The 15650-nt window shown below is 70.0% G+C and carries 20 protein-coding genes and 1 tRNA gene; 2 read left to right on the plus strand and 19 right to left on the minus strand.

Annotated elements, in window-relative coordinates:
* Window positions 1–67: 67 nt before the first annotated feature.
* Window positions 68–334, plus strand: coding sequence for a GlsB/YeaQ/YmgE family stress response membrane protein (locus tag ABZ833_RS42295; RefSeq protein ID WP_361058740.1), 267 nt, complete (start codon window positions 68–70; stop codon window positions 332–334).
* 132 nt (window positions 335–466) lie between these two features.
* Here the strand turns inward: ABZ833_RS42295 and ABZ833_RS42300 are convergent, their stop codons facing one another.
* Window positions 467–955, minus strand: a complete 489-nt coding sequence (locus ABZ833_RS42300) for a YajQ family cyclic di-GMP-binding protein (protein WP_249588357.1) — start codon at window positions 953–955, stop codon at window positions 467–469.
* A gap of 201 nt (window positions 956–1156) precedes the next feature.
* Here ABZ833_RS42300 and ABZ833_RS42305 point away from each other — a divergent pair.
* Window positions 1157–1238, plus strand: a tRNA-Tyr gene (locus ABZ833_RS42305).
* A 154-nt stretch (window positions 1239–1392) separates the two neighbouring features.
* On the opposite strand, the gene ABZ833_RS42310 is transcribed toward ABZ833_RS42305, so the two are convergent.
* From ABZ833_RS42310 to ABZ833_RS42395, 18 genes are all read right to left on the minus strand, one after another.
* The gene (locus tag ABZ833_RS42310) at window positions 1393–2757 is read right to left on the minus strand and encodes a site-specific integrase (RefSeq protein ID WP_361058742.1); all 1365 of its coding nucleotides are present in this window, start codon (window positions 2755–2757) and stop codon (window positions 1393–1395) included.
* Window positions 2754–2963, minus strand: a complete 210-nt coding sequence (locus tag ABZ833_RS42315) for a helix-turn-helix domain-containing protein (protein ID WP_266863259.1) — start codon at window positions 2961–2963, stop codon at window positions 2754–2756. The genes ABZ833_RS42310 and ABZ833_RS42315 overlap by 4 nt, the downstream gene beginning before the upstream one ends.
* A 155-nt stretch (window positions 2964–3118) precedes the next feature.
* Window positions 3119–4375 (minus strand): DUF3631 domain-containing protein, encoded by a 1257-nt coding sequence (locus ABZ833_RS42320; protein ID WP_266863258.1) that lies wholly within the window; start codon window positions 4373–4375, stop codon window positions 3119–3121.
* A 364-nt stretch (window positions 4376–4739) separates the two neighbouring features.
* The gene (locus ABZ833_RS42325) at window positions 4740–5645 is read right to left on the minus strand and encodes a bifunctional DNA primase/polymerase (protein WP_266863254.1); all 906 of its coding nucleotides are present in this window, start codon (window positions 5643–5645) and stop codon (window positions 4740–4742) included.
* 87 nt (window positions 5646–5732) lie between these two features.
* Window positions 5733–6779, minus strand: a complete 1047-nt coding sequence (locus ABZ833_RS42330; RefSeq protein ID WP_266863253.1) for a DNA cytosine methyltransferase — start codon at window positions 6777–6779, stop codon at window positions 5733–5735.
* 86 nt (window positions 6780–6865) lie between these two features.
* Complete coding sequence (gene ssb / locus ABZ833_RS42335; RefSeq protein WP_266863251.1) at window positions 6866–7318, minus strand: single-stranded DNA-binding protein; 453 nt, start codon at window positions 7316–7318, stop codon at window positions 6866–6868.
* Window positions 7319–7335: 17 nt separating this feature from the next.
* A complete protein-coding gene (locus tag ABZ833_RS42340; protein ID WP_266863249.1) occupies window positions 7336–7650 on the minus strand; it encodes a hypothetical protein in 315 nt (104 codons plus the stop codon).
* A 31-nt stretch (window positions 7651–7681) separates the two neighbouring features.
* Window positions 7682–7873: a hypothetical protein gene (locus ABZ833_RS42345; RefSeq protein ID WP_266863247.1), complete on the minus strand. Its 192-nt coding sequence runs from the start codon at window positions 7871–7873 to the stop codon at window positions 7682–7684.
* Window positions 7874–8098: 225 nt separating this feature from the next.
* Complete coding sequence (locus ABZ833_RS42350; RefSeq protein ID WP_266863245.1) at window positions 8099–10282, minus strand: hypothetical protein; 2184 nt, start codon at window positions 10280–10282, stop codon at window positions 8099–8101.
* A gap of 2 nt (window positions 10283–10284) precedes the next feature.
* On the minus strand, window positions 10285–11961 hold the full coding sequence (locus ABZ833_RS42355) for a hypothetical protein (protein ID WP_361058746.1): 1677 nt from the start codon (window positions 11959–11961) through the stop codon (window positions 10285–10287).
* A gap of 93 nt (window positions 11962–12054) precedes the next feature.
* Window positions 12055–12288, minus strand: a complete 234-nt coding sequence (locus tag ABZ833_RS42360; protein ID WP_266863241.1) for a hypothetical protein — start codon at window positions 12286–12288, stop codon at window positions 12055–12057.
* Window positions 12289–12316: 28 nt separating this feature from the next.
* Window positions 12317–12628, minus strand: coding sequence for a hypothetical protein (locus ABZ833_RS42365; RefSeq protein WP_266863240.1), 312 nt, complete (start codon window positions 12626–12628; stop codon window positions 12317–12319).
* A 24-nt stretch (window positions 12629–12652) separates the two neighbouring features.
* Window positions 12653–13036 carry an RRQRL motif-containing zinc-binding protein gene (locus ABZ833_RS42370; protein WP_266863238.1) on the minus strand — a complete coding sequence of 128 codons (384 nt, stop codon included), beginning with the start codon at window positions 13034–13036 and terminating at the stop codon, window positions 12653–12655.
* Entirely contained in the window at window positions 13036–13890 is an 855-nt protein-coding gene (locus ABZ833_RS42375) for a hypothetical protein (protein WP_266863236.1), read from the minus strand. Before ABZ833_RS42375 ends, ABZ833_RS42370 begins: the two co-directional genes overlap by 1 nt.
* Window positions 13880–14221: a hypothetical protein gene (locus ABZ833_RS42380; protein WP_266863234.1), complete on the minus strand. Its 342-nt coding sequence runs from the start codon at window positions 14219–14221 to the stop codon at window positions 13880–13882. Before ABZ833_RS42380 ends, ABZ833_RS42375 begins: the two co-directional genes overlap by 11 nt.
* Window positions 14218–14544 carry a hypothetical protein gene (locus ABZ833_RS42385; RefSeq protein WP_361058750.1) on the minus strand — a complete coding sequence of 109 codons (327 nt, stop codon included), beginning with the start codon at window positions 14542–14544 and terminating at the stop codon, window positions 14218–14220. Before ABZ833_RS42385 ends, ABZ833_RS42380 begins: the two co-directional genes overlap by 4 nt.
* Before the next feature lie 218 nt (window positions 14545–14762).
* Window positions 14763–15011 carry a hypothetical protein gene (locus ABZ833_RS42390; protein WP_361058752.1) on the minus strand — a complete coding sequence of 83 codons (249 nt, stop codon included), beginning with the start codon at window positions 15009–15011 and terminating at the stop codon, window positions 14763–14765.
* A complete protein-coding gene (locus tag ABZ833_RS42395; RefSeq protein ID WP_266863228.1) occupies window positions 15008–15151 on the minus strand; it encodes a hypothetical protein in 144 nt (47 codons plus the stop codon). Before ABZ833_RS42395 ends, ABZ833_RS42390 begins: the two co-directional genes overlap by 4 nt.
* Window positions 15152–15650: the final 499 nt, after the last annotated feature.

Consider the following 15650-nt stretch of genomic DNA (forward strand, 5'->3'; position numbering starts at 1 on the left):
CCGCAACCGCGCCCCGCCCCTGTGACGTCTTCCAGGAGGACAGCACAACGAGGGGCAGGTACACCGCATGGGCATCATCAGCTGGATCGTTCTGGGGCTGCTCGCCGGTGCCGTGGCCAAGGTCCTGCTGCCGGGCCGCGACCCGGGCGGCTTCATCGGCACGACCGTCATCGGCATCGCAGGCGCCTTCATCGGCGGATGGATCTCCGCCCGTTATCTCGACCGCCCGATAGCCAACGACTTCTACGACGGCGCGACCTGGGCGGCGGCGATCGGCGGCTCGCTCGTCCTGCTCGTCGCCTACCGCATCTTCTTCGGCCACTCGCGCCGCTGAGGCCGCCCGCACGCTCCGCGCCCCCTGAGGCGCCGATCCCCCGATCTGCGGCCAGCAGCAAGGGCGGGCACCCGAACCGGGTGCCCGCCCTTCGGCGTCGTACGACGAGAAATCACCAGTACTTACTGGCGACTACCGGTAGTTGGCGAACTGCACCGCGAAGTCGAAGTCCTGCCCCTTGAGCAGCGCCTGCACGGCCTGCAGGTCGTCACGGCTCTTCGAGCTGACCCGCAGCTCGTCGCCCTGGACCTGCGCCTTGACGCCCTTCGGGCCCTCATCGCGGATGATCTTGGCGACCTTCTTCGCGTTCTCCTGGGAGATGCCCTCCTCGATCGAGGCGAAGATCTTGTACTCCTTGCCGGACAGCTGCGGCTCGCCCGCGTCCAGCGACTTGAGCGAGATGCCGCGCTTGATCAGCTTGGACTGGAAGATGTCGAGGATCGCCTTGACCCGCTCCTCGCCGTTCGCCTCCATCAGGATCTTCTCGCCGGACCAGGCGATCGAGGCACCCGTGCCCTTGAAGTCGTAGCGCTGCGAGATCTCCTTGGCGGCCTGGTTGAGGGCGTTGTCGACCTCCTGCCGCTCGACCTTCGAGACGATGTCGAAACTGGAGTCGGCCATGTCCTGTGGCTCCTTGTATCGGGGTCTGCGTACTCAGCTGGTGCACGGCCTTCGGTCCCTGGCCGCATCCGCAAAGCCTAGCCACCGCCCCAGCGCCGGGTACTGATCAATCGGGTGGCGAAGCACCCCTGTGCATCAGGTATCGTTTACGTCGTTGCCACGGAGCGCCGCGCAAAGCGAACGATTCCAGGCAGCGACCCAGGCGGTGTGCCCGAGCGGCCAAAGGGAGCAGACTGTAAATCTGCCGGCTCAGCCTTCCCAGGTTCGAATCCTGGCGCCGCCACACGGGAACGAAGGGCCCGTGACCTGCGAGAAATCCAGGTCACGGGCCCTTCGTCATGTCTCCCTGCGACAGGCTTTCTGTCTCACTCTGTCTCGCATTCGAACGCCCCGTCTCGAAGTGTGTGGACGGGCCGTGGACGAACTTGGGCGGCTGGTCAGCCGTGCAGCTCCAGGCGAGCGGAGATTTTGGCGTTAGCGGCCTCGTCTCCGCCGCTGAGGAACTTGGCGTAGACGCGGAACAGCACGGCGATGCTGTGGCCGGCGCGCTTGGCCACGAGCTGAGGCTCCACGCCTGAGCTGAGCCAGGTGGACACGGCAGCGTGACGAAGGTCATACGGCCGCTTGGCCAGCGACGACTCACGTTGTCCGGGCGTGAGCGCCCGTGATCGGGCTTCTGCCCAGACTTCGCCGTATCCGGTGTCCTGGATCAGTCCGCCGCGCTGGGTGCGGAACAGGCGGCCGTCAGGGGCCACGCCGTACGCCGTGACGTGCCACCGGAGCAGAGCGACCAGGTCGGGCGGGATGGGGACCGGCCGGACCGCCTTGCGCGGGCGGTGCTTCAGTCCCCGCTTCTCGTGGGATTCGCCGCTGTCCGTCCACGCTGAACCCGAACGTGGGCGTGTCTCGCGGATCCGCAGCATGCCCCACCCACGGCGCGGCAGGTCGCAGTCTTGGAGCCGGAGCCCGATGACTTCCGCCGGCCGTGCTGCGGCGTAGTACATGCAACCGAAGAACCCCACCAGACGACGACCGCGGGGACTCTGGTCCCGTACGGCCGCCAGGAGCTTCGCAGCCTGCCCGGGGTCCGGCACGCAGGCCGGGTCGACCTCCTCTTCGACTTGCTCGGGAGCCTTCCAATTGAGCCGGGGGAGCGGGTTCTCCGAGATGAGATCGGCCTCTACCGCGTACTCCAGAGCGTTGTAGAAGATCGCCCTCTTCCTGCGGATCGTTCCGGCGGCCGCAGTCTTGCCGTCCAGTTTCTTCGAGGCAGCATCGAGGGCGGCCCGCGCGACCAGGCGGTCTGAGAGTGCCGACGCGGGGAGGGACTTCCGCTCGAACCAGGCGAGAACCTTGGCGACCTCGGGCGGCGGCTCTTCGTCCCAGCGGTTCTTGTTGAACGCCCAGCTATAGAGGGCGGTGCGTACGGCTCTGGCATCGGCCATGCCCTTCGTGTCCTTCACCAGAGCGGGCGTGACGGTCGCCATCGCTTCGGCCAGGGTCCGCCGGGTGGAGCCGGGGGAGTGGGTCCACTTCATCTCGATGTACCGGCGGGCGTGCTCGTACCAAGAGATGTCCCGTTCCTTTACGACCAGGGATTTAGGCAGCCCGCTGGTGACATCGAACGGCTCTCCCTCGCGGGCTGCGGTGATGAGCTGGGCCCGGCGGCTCTCCGCCAGGCCCAGCGTCAGGAACGACTCCGAGTGAGGGCGTAGGCCCACCTTCCAGCGGAGTTGGTACGGCTTCCGGTAGTCGCGCTTCCGGATGGCCCAGATCTTGACGGTGTAGCTCCACTCGGTCACGCGGCGTCCAGTTCTTCCAGGAAGGCGTCCAGAACGCTGCGGCGCATCCGTACGCGGCCGGTCGGTGTGTGTTTCGCCAGGGGGCCGTAGCCCCGATCGCGCCAGCGGTACCAAGTGGCGCGGCTTATGCCGATTTCTTCGAGCGCGTCGGTGAGGGGCACCCATTCGTCGATGGGGGCGCGTCGCCGGCGGGTAGCGGTTGCCATGCGGGATCTCCTTGGACAGAAGGAGGGACAGACGAAGGGAGGGAGGAGCTCGGGCCCCTCCCTCCCAGGTCCGCTACATCCGCTACATCCGCTACAGGGCAGGTCAGGGGCCTGTTTCCTGTAGCGGATGGGCGGGATGTAGCGGATAGGTGGCGCTACGCGCTGCGGTGAGCTGCGGCGGATGTAGCGGCTTCTGCGGAGATGTAGCGGATGCCGGGAAGCTCTTCCGCTACGTTTTCACCCCCGCTGACCTGCGGTGTAGCGGATGTAGCGGGTGTAGCGGACTTCTCGGGGGGTGGGGGGCAGTAGCGGAGCCACGCGTCGGCGAGATCTTCGGCGTAGTAGCCCTTCGGGACGCCCAGTGGAGTGCGGATCGAGCGGGGCCGGATGGCCTTGTTGTCGGCCGTGACGTACTCCCCGAGCATCTTGGACAGCACGCGCGGCGTGAGGACCTTGCCGTTGCCGTCCAGATCGGCCCAGGGGGCGTCGTCGATCGCGCAGAGCGCCTTGATGATCTCGGCGGTGGCCAACCGGTCGGCGCCGCAGAACACGCGGTCGCGCAGGTCCGTCAGGAGCTGCACCCCGAGAGAGGCTTTGTCCTCTTCTCTGGCGGTGATGACGAGATCGATGCAGGCGGCCCGTGCCCGCTCGGGCCAGTCGCCTCCTGCCGCGTCGGCGACGGCGAGCAGGGGCTCCCACACATCGGCGGGGCGGTCGGTCACGCCCTCGGGCATGGCCGGCCAGGCATCTTGGAGGCTCTCGCGCACGGTGTCGGCCCACTGCGCGAGAGAGTCACGCAGCGCGTTGCCCTGCTGCTCGTGCACGCGCCGCCGGTAGGGCTCGATCGTTTCGTTGGGGGCGCGCTTGCGCATCCGGACGATGATCGAGCGCGTCAGGATCGTGTCCGGCAGCGAGCCGAGCCCGGCCATGGCGACGGCGCAGTAGGAGGAGAACTCCTGCACGGTCTGGTTGGCCCCGTCACCGACGCAGCGCCACATCCCAACGCCGCGGCGGTGCCCGGCGTTCAGGAATCCCCGCAGGGGTTCGTTGTCCCCTGCCTTGGGGCCGAACACCGTGTCGACCTCGTCAAAGAGGATCGTGGGACGGGCATCGCCGGCGACCGAGCGGAACATGGCTGAGGCAGAAGCCTGTGCGGCAACCATGCGGTTGGGCACGAGCGTTTCCACGATCTCCAGCGCCCTGCTCTTCCCGGAGCCGGGCTCCGGGGAAAGGAAGGCGATGCGCGGAGTGGAGTCGAACGCGTCGATCAGGTGGGCGTGCGCGTCCCAGAGCGCGACGGCGACGTAGGCGGCCTCACGGGGAAAGACGTTGAAGCGTCGGTGGAACGCTTCGACCTCGTCGAGCAGGGCGGCTCCGTCGATGGACGGCGCGGCCTCGGGGGTGCTGGTCATGCGGCGTTCCTCCCTTCCTGAGTGGTGCGGAGCGGGCAGTGGTCGCGGTGGGCGGTGTGGTGGTCAATGAGGGCGAGAACCTTGCGGTGGCCGACGGCACTGCGGTCCCAGCCGCACAGGCACTTGGAAGTGGCGGTGGGGGTGGCGCCGCGGGGCGCGCGGACACTCAGCCAGGCCACGGGATAGCGCCCATCACCGGCAGACGGGCCGCTTCGGTGCTGTTCGTGGGGAAGGGCTGAAAGGACGCCCTGACGGGCGACTTCCTTTCGGCCGCCCACCCGATCCGGGGCTCCGGCGCTGTCCGCGGAGTCGAGCGGGGATGGCGTGCTGGGGAGGCTTTTCAGGCGCGCGCGGGGTGAGGTGGTCATGCGGCCTCCCGCGGGCGGGCGGTGCGAATCGACCAGTTCAGGGCGCTGCGAATGGTGGCCCTGCACTCGGACACGGACAGTCCGGCCGCCTCCCCGGCCGCCTGAAAAGCCTCCTCCACCACGTGCCGGGGGATCTCGCCCCAGGCCACGAAGCGACCCAGCGCGCGGGCGCCCTCCAACAGCCGCTGATTGCGGCCCCCTTCACCGGTCCGGGCGACCTGGTCGGCCTCCCGATCCAGGGCGGCTTTCGCGCGACGACTTGCCGTGCCGGGTACGAGCAGCGGCGCGAGCCGCGCCGGACCGGATGCCGCGGCCGGGGCCTGGAGGAGTGTGTGGAGCCAGCCGGGCAACTCTGCGACGGGGCCGTCGACGTCGACCGCGTACGCACCCTGGGGGGTGTGGCTTCCGGCGGCGACGATGTTGCCGCCCCAGGCGCGGGTGTCGATGTGGTCGGCGAGGGTTCCCGCTGTGCTCGGCAGGTGGTGGCGGGTGTGGAAGTACAGGTGCAGGCCGCCGCTGGGGGTCCGCACCGTGTAGGTGGCAGGCCACCGGGCGTCGGCGCGCTCGCAGAGCGCCTGGAAGTTCGTCGCGCCGCAAGGCGCGTCCGAACCGTCCTTCCCCTTGGGAATGTCGAGATCGACGACCAAGAGGCGGGCAGGGCCGGGGGCGATGCCGACGTTGAACGCACCGGTCTGCCAGGTTCGGCGGATGCGCTCGGGGTCACAGGTGGCGCGCTGCTCCCACTTCACATGCCCGTTGGTGCAGGGTCCGCGGCCGGTGCAAGCGCGTTCGCCGTGCAGGGCCGAACCCTTGGCGCGAGGGCGCAGCGGGTGGACGGGCCAGCCGCGGGCGGCGGCATTGAGCGCTGCGGAGAGCAGCGTGGGGGCGGGTGGATGGGTCATGCTGGGGGTCTCCTCTTCTGTGATGAGGACGGGAGACCGGGGCGGGCCGCGAAGTCTTTGGCGAGATGGGCGGCCCGCTCCGGGCGTCTATGCGGCGGACGTGAAGTGCTCGGCCCGTGCAGGTGCGAGCAGCAGCCGCAGGGCGTGCACGGCCTGGTGCGGCAGCACACCGTTGCCGAGTGCCTTGAGCTGTGCGCTGCGGGAGAGTCCCGGCACGTCGGTGACGTGCCCGGCGGGCAGGCCCATGAGCCATTCCACGAACGGCGGGTTCAGGCGTCCCACAGCGTCAGTTGGCCGGGGAGCGGGGCGTCCGCAGGCGGCTTCCCAGCGGGCGATGGCGGGGCCGTACTCGGCCCAGTCGGCGCCGCCGGGACCGGCAGGCTGGCCACCTCTGCGGCCAGGCATTTGCCGTGTGTCCCGGCTTCCTGTGACGGGCTGCGCTTGGTCTGCCGGTTCTCGCTCTCCGACGCCCTGGGGGTGGGCAGCAGGGAGACGACGTGCCGCAGGTTCATCCCGCCCTGCGCCGCGTGCCCCGGACCGGTGTTCTCGGATGTAGAAGGCGTCGGCAGCAGGGAGACCGCGGTGGGGAGCTGTCCGCTCTGCCCGCCACCGCGCCAGTCCCTGGCGGCCGGGGTCGGCAGGCCAGGCGAGCAGGAAGAGCCGGTTGCGCTGGTGGGCGGCGCCGATGTCGGACGCGCGTACACAGATCCAGTCCGCATCGAACCGGATGCGGGCAAGGTCAGCGAGGACAGTGTCGAATCCGAGAGAAAGGTGCCCTGCGACGTTTTCAAAGACCGCGAGCCGGGGTCGTAGAACGCCAAGGGCACGGGCAATGTCGGGCCAGATGTGGCGGGCATCTTTGGTTCCCTTCCGATGGCCGGCGGAGCTGAAGGGCTGGCACGGGTAGCCGCCGGTGACGATGTCGACCGGCTCCAGGGCGGCCCAGCGGACGGCGGTGATGTCGCCCAGGTTGGGTACGTCCGGGTAGCGGTGGGCCAGGATGCGGGCGGCTCCGGCGTCGTTGTCCGCGACCCAGGCGAGGGAGCCGCCGAAGGTCTGCTGTACGGCCATGTCCAGGCCGCCGTAGCCGGTGCACAGCGAACCGAGCCGCGGTAAGGCGGGAGTGTTCACCACACGGGTCTCCTCTTGTGTGATCAGAACGGGAGACCGGGGCGAGCCGCGAAGTCTTTGGCGAGATGGGCGGCCCGCCCCGGGCGGATCTAGAACGGGGGCTTCTCGCTGAACTTCGCGTCGGCAGAGGCGCCGTCGGTGGCCCACGCGTCGCTGGACGCACCGGCCTTGGCTGCGGTCTTGCCGTTGATGGCGACGGTGGTGAAGCGCAGCGAGGCGCCGATCTCGTCGACCTCGACGGCAAGCATCGAGCGGTTCTCGCCCTCGGGGGTCTCCCAGTTGTGCTGTCGGATGCGCCCGAAGGCGACGACGTGGGAGCCCTTGGTCAGGGACTCCGCGATGTGTTCAGCAAGGCGGCGCCAGGCCGAGCAGCGGAAGAACGTGGACGTGCCGTCCTTCCACTGATTGCTCTCGCGGTCGAAGACGCGCGGGGTGGCGGCGATGGTGAACTTGGCGAGCGCGGCCCCGCCGGTGGTGAACTTGATCTCGGGGTCGGCGGTCAGGTTGCCGACGATGCTGATCGGGGTTTCTCCGAGCGACATGCTGATTCTCCTTGGTGTCATTCGCCCTTGGTGCGGGCGAGTTTGAGGGTGATCCCGCCGATGCCGAGGGAGCCCGCTGCGCTTCCGGCGAGGAGTTCGGCGGTGTGGGCGGCGAAGTCGATCAGGGCCAGGAACATGGCGACGGTGCCGAGCAGGCCGATGGATCCGGCGGTGGCGACGGCGATGGGGTAGAGGTAGTGGCGCAGCGGGCGTCCGGTCTGCGGGGTGGACTGGACAACGATGACGACGGGCTGCCCGGTGGCTTCCGCGCGCCGGTAGGCATCGGCGGGGATGTGCGGGGCGAGGATTCCGGGCGGTTCGGTGTGGTGCATAGGGTGCTCCCTTCCGGACCGTGCCGGGTTGTCAGGAGACGGAGCTGAGGGCGCCGACCAACGCGCGGCAGATGGCGCGGACGGCATCGGCCGCGCCGGTGTCGGCGGTGAAGAAGCCGAACAGGAAGAGCACGAGTGCGGCGAGCGGGCCGACGTAGCGACCGCGCATCAGGACGAAGGTCAGCACCCCAAAGAGGGCGACGGCGGACAGAGTCACGAGCACAAGCGGCCTCCCGGGAACGCAGAACAGGCGGCATCACTGAGGTGATGCCGCCTGCCGGATGGTTACTGTGTGTGGTTGTAGTGGGGTGGGGATACTGGGTAGTGGGTAGTGGGGTCCCGAGTAGAAATACGCCTGTTCACGGGATGTGGCCCGCTAGTGGGGTGTTCTAGTGGGTAGTGGGGTGTGCCCCACTACCCACTACCCGGTAGCGGTGAGTGACCGGCTTCAGGCGTGGTCGGGGTGGATGTAGGCGGAATGCGGGCCGTTCTCGCGGTAGACCAACTCACCGCGGGCGACCGCCTCTTGCAGGGCGGCGCGGACCGTCTTGCGGTCCTTGCGGACCAGGTCCGCGACGGCGGAGGGCCGCATGCCCATCGCGCCGGCCGATTCGATCGCGTCGATCGCCTCCCCGAGCCACTCCGGGCCGCTCTCGCTTCCAGCGGCCTTCTCGGCGGGCTGGTCGTTGTCGGTCTTGCGGAAGGCGGACAGGTTCAGGCCCGGCCGCTCCGGGCGCGGCTCGCGCTTGGGGCGGGGTTCTTCGGTGGTGCCGAACTGCTTGTCGATCTGTTCCAGGAAGCGGGCGGCGAGTTCGTCCTCCGCGCTCGGTTCGGATCCGGCGCTCTGGTCCGGCTCGCGCAGCGCGGACAGGTTCAGTCCGCGCCGCTCACCCGGTGTCTCGACACCGGGCACCGCCGGGCCTTGCCCGGTGTCGGCGGGGGCGGCGTCGGGCGAGCGCATCCAGGCGATGCGGTCGGCGTCCCAGCGCCGCGCGTATGCCTCTCCGGCGGCCTTGGCGGACACGGCATCCATGCGCGGGTGCCGTTCCGAGGTGGCCGTGACGATCTCGCTGATCTGCTGAGGCAGGATCCGCCACACCTTGAACAGCCCGGCCGGTGATTCCGGAGTGGCCATGAACCCCGAGCCCTTGTACGGCGCCTGCTCGGGACGCAGGCCGCGCGATCCGGGGAACATCTTGGAGAGGTCCATGCCCTCGGTCTCGCCGCCGGTGAGCGCGGCGCGCACCTTGGCTTCCCGGCGGATCATCAGGTTGCCGAGCACGGAGCCGGTGGCCCCCAGCGCGGTGAGCACGGTGCGCAGGCCCATCGCGCGGGCGATCCGGATCGTCTCCAGGATCTTCTCGGCGAGCTTGCGCATCTGGCGGTCGGTGCTGACCAGGATCTCCGCGCCCTCGTCGATGACCAGCTCGATCTGCGGAATCGACGGGCTGATCGGCAGCAGGTCGGTGTTCTCCCGCGCGAGCAGCTCCTGGTAGGCCACCTTGCGATGCCGGGCCACCGCGAGCGCGGTCTCGAGCATCGTGAGGGCTTCGTCGTAGGTGGAGGCGAGCCAGTCAATGCCCGGCCGCACCGGACGCCCGGACCCGCTCGATTCGAGCGCGGGCAGCACCCAAGGCAGGCCCGCCGACCCGGCGTTCAGGTCGATCACCCACGTCAGGACGTCGGTGGCGCGGGCGAACCCGGCCAGGATGACGTGCACCATGTTCGTCTTGCCCGACCCGGTCGGACCGACCACCAGCGCGCACTGCTCGCGCAGGTAGGTGAGGATCTCCTCCGCGTTGGAACGATACCCCCACGGGATGCCGGTGTGGATGGACAGCGGCCCATACCCGGTGGGGTAGGTGGATTCCTTCATCAGGACGTTGACGGTGCCCACGTCGATGAGGGTGCGGCCCTGGTGGACACCAGGTCCGGAGGTGACGGTGCAGCCGTGCGGGAGTTGCGCGTCGGCAGACAGGGCCGCGGACTTCTTGGCGATCGCGTCGTAGGTGGCACCGCCGGGCAGCTCCGCGTCGATGGTGAACCCGGTCCCGGCCGCCCACTTCTCGATGGCCAGGATCCGGATACGCAGACCACAGACGCGCTCGATGCGGGCCGCCCACTCCTCAGCGACCGCACGGCGCTCGGCGGACAACTCCGCGACGACCTGCCGCTGTCCGGCCGCGAGGGCTTCTTCCTCGCGGGCCTCTTCGTAGAGGTTGGTTGAGCGGGTGGCCGCGCCCATGCCCACGCCGATAGCGGCCAGGGAGCCCAGGGCCTGCCAGGTGAGCGGGCCCTGCGTCATCGCCCACGTGGTCCAGCCGCCTCCTACGAGCCAGGAGGCGGCGCGGGCGGCGATGGTGCGTCCCGCGTTGCGCAGCCGGATCCCGGCCGCAGCATGGCCCAGTGCGCCGGCGGTGCCGACGGCCAGGGCCCAGCCGGGCGGCATGCCGGTGGCGGTGCCGCAGGTGGCCACCGCGAAGGCGCCGGTGGTGGCGGACAGGGCGCCGGTCACAGGTCCGTGACCGGCCGCCCAGTCCCACACCGGGCCAGTAGGCAGGTCCACCGCGGAATCGGCCTTCGTGGTCTTGGAGTTCTTCCTGGTCACGCTGGCCTCGGTGTGTGTCGACATGGTCAGACGTTCCACTTCTTCTCGGCCTCGGACCCGTTGCGGGGGTCTTCGTGGCGGGCGATGTCCTGCTCGTGGACCTGGCGGAAGAACGGGCCCAGCTCGACCGCAGAGTCCACGGCGTTGAGCAGGGTCTTGTAGATGTCGTCGAAGCCGTCGGCGACCTGCTTCTCGAAGGCGAACTCCTGATCTGAGCGCTCCGCGAGGATCAGGAAGGTCTTGGCGACGCACTCCAGCGCGGCGGGAAGGTTGTCGATCATCTCGACGACCTCCATGTTGGTGTCCGGGTCGTACGTCGCCGCGGCGTTCTGCATCTCGCTCGCGGCCTCTTCGAACTTGAAACCAGACACGTTCACAACCTCCGAAGCAGTCGGGTAGGACACCGGGATGAGGCGGGCGGGGCGTTCGACGCGATCCCCGATCGCGTCGTGGCCCGCAGCGTCGGCGTCGGCCTTGGCCTCTTCCTCGCCACGGGTCTTGCGGATCTGCGCGTCCCGCAGGGCGCGATCCATGCGGGCCGCATCGACCATCCGCCGGTACAGGCGACGGCCGGGGTGGATGAGCCAGGGAATGCCGAGCTTGCGGCCGATCGGGCTGGTCACGAAGCCGACCAGTCCCAGCGCACCGCCCAGGACCCCGGCCAGCACCCGTCGGCCGAACATCCGGGCCGCGGAGCGCCACAGCGCCCACCGGGCCTTCCTGCGTGCAGGCGCCTTCCTCGCGGCGGCTCGCTGGTCGGCGAGCTTGGCGTCGGTGGCCCGATCGCGGCGATCGCGCGCCCGGTTGATCAGTGCACGCGCTCCGGAGGCGGCCTTGCGGCCACCCCAGGCAGCGGCGCGGCCAAGCCGCCCGCGGCCCTGGTCGTCCTTGGCCTGCCGAGCAGCCGTCTTGGCGTCCCGGCGGGCATCGGCGACCGCCCGCCGGTCCTGTTTGGCCTGGTTGCGGGCGGCCGAACGGGTTGGGTTCTGCCGGGTGTTGGCCGCGCGCGCCGCGCGCGCCTGGCTCAGCTTCCCCGCACCGCCTCCGGCCGTCCCGGAACGGGCTCCCAGCCCCTTGGGGGCCTTGTGGGCGCCGCCCGCACGGTCGGTTCGGCCTGCGGGCGCCTTGTGCTTGCCCAGGCCGCCCCGTCCGGAGCCGGTGCGCCCGCCCGCCTTGGACGGACCGCTGCGGCCCGAACTGGGCGACGCCGTACGCGCATTGCCTGTCTTCCCCCGGCCAGCGGGGCCGCCGGTGCGCGAGCCGTTGCTGCTCGTGCCGCCCGCACGCGAGCCGCGGCCCTGCGAGGGGGCGGGCGAGGCGGGCTTGCGGGCACCGCTGCCAGTACCAGCGCCTTTGGCGGGGGTAGTAGTGCGGCCGGTGGTGGCCGCGCGCGGATCCGCCTTCCGCTCCTCGGCGGCCAGACGGCGCGCCCGAGTCAGGGCGGCGATGCTGCCGAGCAGCGCCACTCCGCCAGCCGCAGCGGCGGCGCCGATCGGGCCACCGGCCAAGCCACCTGCGCCGATGACGCCCGCGGTGGTGTTCGCACCGGACAAGGCCAGGGGCAGCACCGGGTAGCCGCCCGGTGTGTGCGCCAACTCGCCCGTCGTGTCGTCTGCCGGGGCAGTGTCGGGAGTGGGTGGGGTGTCGGGGGGTGCTTCGGGAGCGGCCGGGGCCACTACCGGTTCGGTACTCAGGTCGGTCATGCTGTGTGCACTCCTTCGGGAGGAGGCAGGGCCCGGTCGCACCGGTCGAAGGGAGGCGGCCGGGCCCTGCGCATGGCTTCGGGAACGTGCAGGTCAGAGCGCGTTGCGTTCGAGCGAGAAGAACAGAACGAGGAAGGCGCCGTAGCCGAACTTGCGGGCCGCGAACTCGCGGATGTGCTGGTACAGGTCCGCGCGGGAAACGCGCGCCGGGTCGGCCTGGATGACGTCGGAGAGCGTCGCCCGATCGCCGTCACGGAGCTGCGCGGTCAGGATGTAGTGGAAGCTGACCAGCCCAACGGCAGTGTCAGCAGCGGTCGGAGCGGTCACGGCGGGACTCCTCACGGGCATCGGCCGGTCAGACACGGTGGGCGGGGTGCGCGGCGGCGATCTCCTGCCAACGCCGTTCCTCGACCGCATCCGCGTTCTGCAGGCGGACCTGGAAGGTGCAGCCGTGCGCGGTGCAGCGGTGCACCGTCGCGCCGATGGCCTCTTCCACGCGGATCAGCAGCCACACGGAGGACGACAGGACCGCGAGCACGCACGGGATGATCAGGGCGAGCGGCACGCCGTAGGAGGCGAGCCGGACACCGATGGAGACGGCGACCGTCAGGGCCATGCCGATGATGAGCAGCGAGATGACGCGACGGCGCACAGACGTGGTTTTCACGGGAAACTCCCAGGTGAAGTGGGTTCAGGCGATGCGCTGTTCCTCGGTGGCGATGCACAGGCCGCAGATGCCTTTCGAGCGCGGGATGCAGTAGCCGACATCCAGCTCGCAGCGCGGGCAGGTGCGGCGAGCGAGCATCGCCAGCGCCAGTGCACCCCACTTGCGCGAGGTCATCGGACGGACTTTGGCCGCGCGGTCGATGCGGTAGAGGTAGGCGACCCGGACTCCGCCGGCGCGACGGTTTTGGACCATGACCTGTGCGGCGATCGGCTGTCCGCCGGGCCGCAGGCCCCGGGCCCGTAACTGCCGCCGGGTGGCCAGGCCATCGGGAGCCAGCCGCCACAGGAAGGTGGGGATGCCGTAGCGGGCGCCGGTGGGGTCGTAGCACTTGCCCCAGGCCGCCGACATCAGCCCCCACCGCCGACGGTCAGAGCCAGTTGCGCGGGCTCTTCCTGCGAGGCGTTCAGCCGGGCGTAGACGGTCTGGACGTAGGACGGTGAACGGGTGGACTGCCGAGCAGCCGCCCGGATGGACTCCCCCTGCATCCAGCACACGCGGATGACGTCCAGGGCCTGTTCAGTGGACAGCCGCTCCACCTCCCGCCCGCCGTCGGACTCTTCGTCCGTGCGCGGGGGGACAGGCAGCGTGTACACGTTCTGTGCCCCGCAGATGACCAGCGCAGATGCGGCCGGAGCCGTCCGCTCCACCGGAGCGGGTGCGGGCGGGGTGGACGGGGCGGACACCGGGTGTCCGGCGGGGGTGTCCACCGTCGGGTGCGGGGTGTCCACCTGGTCACGCAGGACGGCGATGCGGTCAAGGATCGCGCGCCGGTAGAACGTGATGGCTTCCGCCAGAACGATCAGCAGGACAGGCGGAATCGAGTGCAGCACCAGCCCGGCCGGGTCGACCTGCCGCGGTACCCCGAACGGGGCCCCGGAGGGCCACAGCGAGGACCAGCAGTTCATGAGCCACGTGCTCAGGCCGGTGAACCAGCGCAGCCCAGTGGCCCACCCCGAGGGGTGCACCCCGTGCTCCGAGAGCCTGCCGTCCACGATCAGGACGGCGCCCAGGGCGACGGCCACTATCGGATCCAGGAGCCAGGCGATCACGGCGGGGATGTGGTGCTCGATGGCGAACAGCGTCACGTTCGTCGCTGTGAAGGCCATCGCCACCACCGCGACCGTGACCAGGACGCGCGTCAGGTTCGACTGAAGGTCCTGCAACGCCTGGATCTGTTCCTCGGGCGATGTCTTACGCCGCATCACAGCCCCCCACCACGGTGAGGGGGCGACGCAGCACGTCGCCGTAGGCGATCAGCTTCACGCGGGCGCCGGCGTAGTCGGTGCTGGCGCACAGGACCCACGTACGGCCGTCGCTCTGCGTGTGGAAGTCGATGTCCTCACGGGCGATCCGCAGTGCGATCCGCCACGGCTCGAACGCCCCCAAGTCGTCGTGCAGGGCGAGATCCAGCACCGTCGGGTAAATCGGCGTGACGCGCACGGTGGGCGCTGGCATCTCGGGGAAGTCCACGGACAGGACCCGCAGCGCCGTCAGCGCGGGCGACAGGCCATCCATCGTGTCGGCGTACCTCATGCCGCCACCGCCAGGCCCTGCGAGGCGCACACGGAGGGCCGACGTCCCTTGCGGGACCTGCGGGGCCGCGGCGCCCGCTTGGGGAGGTCGCTCACCGTCAGCAGCTCCCTGGCGTACGCGGCGGCGATCGGGTCCGCCTCCCGCAGCTCCGCGAGCACTTCGCGGGCCACGTCCAACCGGGCCGCACGATCCTTCGCGGACTCCGTGGCCGTGCCGATGAACAGCTCCACATCGAACCCCGCCGAACGCTCAGCGAAGCCCAACGCCAGCTCCGCGAACTCGCCTGCGGTAACAGCGATATGACCAGCAACGATGCACTTCATGGGTCGTGTCTCCTTAGTCGGTGCAACGGCCCGAACAGCGCCCTCGGAGTAGCCGCTCCGGGGGCGCCCGCCGTGGAAGGGGAAAGCCGCCATGACAGCGGCACGGCCGCCGACGGCGACCAGAGAGCCCCGGGCCGGATTCGATCCGGCACCCTCGCGGCAGATCGCCGGGGCTGTGATGCAGCGAGCGGCCAGCCCTTGGAAGGGCTGTACCGGGCTTAGTTGGCGGACAGCGGGTGCGTGTGCAGCGGGTGTTCGGCGCACTCATCGGCCCAGCACTGATGCGTCCAGCACGTCCGGCGGTCGTCGCCGTGCATCCCCGCGGCTTCCCGCCGGTTGTCTTCCTCGATCGCCTTGGCCAGCAGCTCGTGCATGTACGCCGCGTACTCGGCCTGGTCCAGCGCCTCGTAGCCGGCGTTCATCTGTTCCAACTCGGCCTTGTGCTGGTCGTACTCGGCTTCCGTCATGCGGCGGCCTCCAGTCGTGACGTCGTTCCGGACTGCACCAGGGCCTTCGCGAGGGCGAGCCCGGACGGGGTGAGGTGCTCGCGGTCGACCAGGTCGGCCGCGTACAGGCTCATCAGGGCGTCGGCATTCTTCGACGTCACCCTGTGGTCATCGCGCTGAGCAGCGCGAACGAGGATCCGCTGTTGCACGTGCGGCATCTCAAGCATGCGAACTCCAACCGATCTCGACTCCGGCTCCTCTCAACCCCGCCCGTACGGACCGCTCCGCAGAACGCCCGGACGGGCAGGGCGAGCAACCGGCGCAGCGCTGTTCGCCGCGCGTCGGTGGAAGTGACCGGTCGCCCGCCACGGTGCTTGCGGGCTGGGGATGGAACGGCGCCGCCATGCCGGTCAAATCACGGCCGCGCCCAACGCTTTCGTCGACTCACTGCCACTCCTTCAGACCGCTGAACAGGGGATGTGCACTGCAAGGGGGACCAAGTCCCCACCCTCCGGCCGTTGCTCGCGGTCACCGGGCCACCTCGCCAGTCGGGCCGGAGCCCTGATTTCTGGCCTTTAGCGGGATTGCAGCGTCCCCGCCCTCTGCCTGCGCACCTTGGATCGGAGGCGACTCCGCCATCTGGTGCGCACCAGTAGAGAA

The organism is Streptomyces sp. NPDC047525 (assembly GCF_040643025.1).
Taxonomy (GTDB): Bacteria; Actinomycetota; Actinomycetes; order Streptomycetales; family Streptomycetaceae; genus Streptomyces; species Streptomyces durmitorensis.